The sequence below is a fragment of the Streptomyces sp. E11-3 genome (genome assembly GCF_046540415.1).
GTDB lineage: Bacteria > Actinomycetota > Actinomycetes > Streptomycetales > Streptomycetaceae > Streptomyces.
The window spans coordinates 1-1,477 of record NZ_JAZGRL010000170.1 but is presented as its reverse complement, the minus strand read 5'-3'; the positions used below and the strand labels follow the sequence as shown (position 1 = coordinate 1,477).

The following is a 1,477-nucleotide window of genomic DNA, read 5'->3' as shown; positions in this document are numbered from 1 at the left end:
AGTCAGAGGTGGCGAAACCCGACAGGACTATAAAGATACCAGGCGTTTCCCCCTGGAAGCTCCCTCGTGCGCTCTCCTGTTCCGACCCTGCCGCTTACCGGATACCTGTCCGCCTTTCTCCCTTCGGGAAGCGTGGCGCTTTCTCATAGCTCACGCTGTAGGTATCTCAGTTCGGTGTAGGTCGTTCGCTCCAAGCTGGGCTGTGTGCACGAACCCCCCGTTCAGCCCGACCGCTGCGCCTTATCCGGTAACTATCGTCTTGAGTCCAACCCGGTAAGACACGACTTATCGCCACTGGCAGCAGCCACTGGTAACAGGATTAGCAGAGCGAGGTATGTAGGCGGTGCTACAGAGTTCTTGAAGTGGTGGCCTAACTACGGCTACACTAGAAGGACAGTATTTGGTATCTGCGCTCTGCTGAAGCCAGTTACCTTCGGAAAAAGAGTTGGTAGCTCTTGATCCGGCAAACAAACCACCGCTGGTAGCGGTGGTTTTTTTGTTTGCAAGCAGCAGATTACGCGCAGAAAAAAAGGATCTCAAGAAGATCCTTTGATCTTTTCTACGGGGTCTGACGCTCAGTGGAACGAAAACTCACGTTAAGGGATTTTGGTCATGAACAATAAAACTGTCTGCTTACATAAACAGTAATACAAGGGGTGTTATGAGCCATATTCAACGGGAAACGTCTTGCTCTAGGCCGCGATTAAATTCCAACATGGATGCTGATTTATATGGGTATAAATGGGCTCGCGATAATGTCGGGCAATCAGGTGCGACAATCTATCGATTGTATGGGAAGCCCGATGCGCCAGAGTTGTTTCTGAAACATGGCAAAGGTAGCGTTGCCAATGATGTTACAGATGAGATGGTCAGACTAAACTGGCTGACGGAATTTATGCCTCTTCCGACCATCAAGCATTTTATCCGTACTCCTGATGATGCATGGTTACTCACCACTGCGATCCCCGGGAAAACAGCATTCCAGGTATTAGAAGAATATCCTGATTCAGGTGAAAATATTGTTGATGCGCTGGCAGTGTTCCTGCGCCGGTTGCATTCGATTCCTGTTTGTAATTGTCCTTTTAACAGCGATCGCGTATTTCGTCTCGCTCAGGCGCAATCACGAATGAATAACGGTTTGGTTGATGCGAGTGATTTTGATGACGAGCGTAATGGCTGGCCTGTTGAACAAGTCTGGAAAGAAATGCATAAACTTTTGCCATTCTCACCGGATTCAGTCGTCACTCATGGTGATTTCTCACTTGATAACCTTATTTTTGACGAGGGGAAATTAATAGGTTGTATTGATGTTGGACGAGTCGGAATCGCAGACCGATACCAGGATCTTGCCATCCTATGGAACTGCCTCGGTGAGTTTTCTCCTTCATTACAGAAACGGCTTTTTCAAAAATATGGTATTGATAATCCTGATATGAATAAATTGCAGTTTCATTTGATGCTCGATGAGTTTTTCTAA

1 protein-coding gene is annotated in these 1,477 nt (G+C 47.3%); it reads left to right on the top strand.

What is annotated here, in order from left to right; all coding sequences use genetic code 11:
- Positions 1–661 precede the first annotated feature (661 nt).
- Positions 662–1,477: an aminoglycoside O-phosphotransferase APH(3')-Ia gene (locus U9R90_RS36165; RefSeq protein ID WP_000018329.1), complete on the top strand. Its 816-nt coding sequence runs from the start codon at positions 662–664 to the stop codon at positions 1,475–1,477.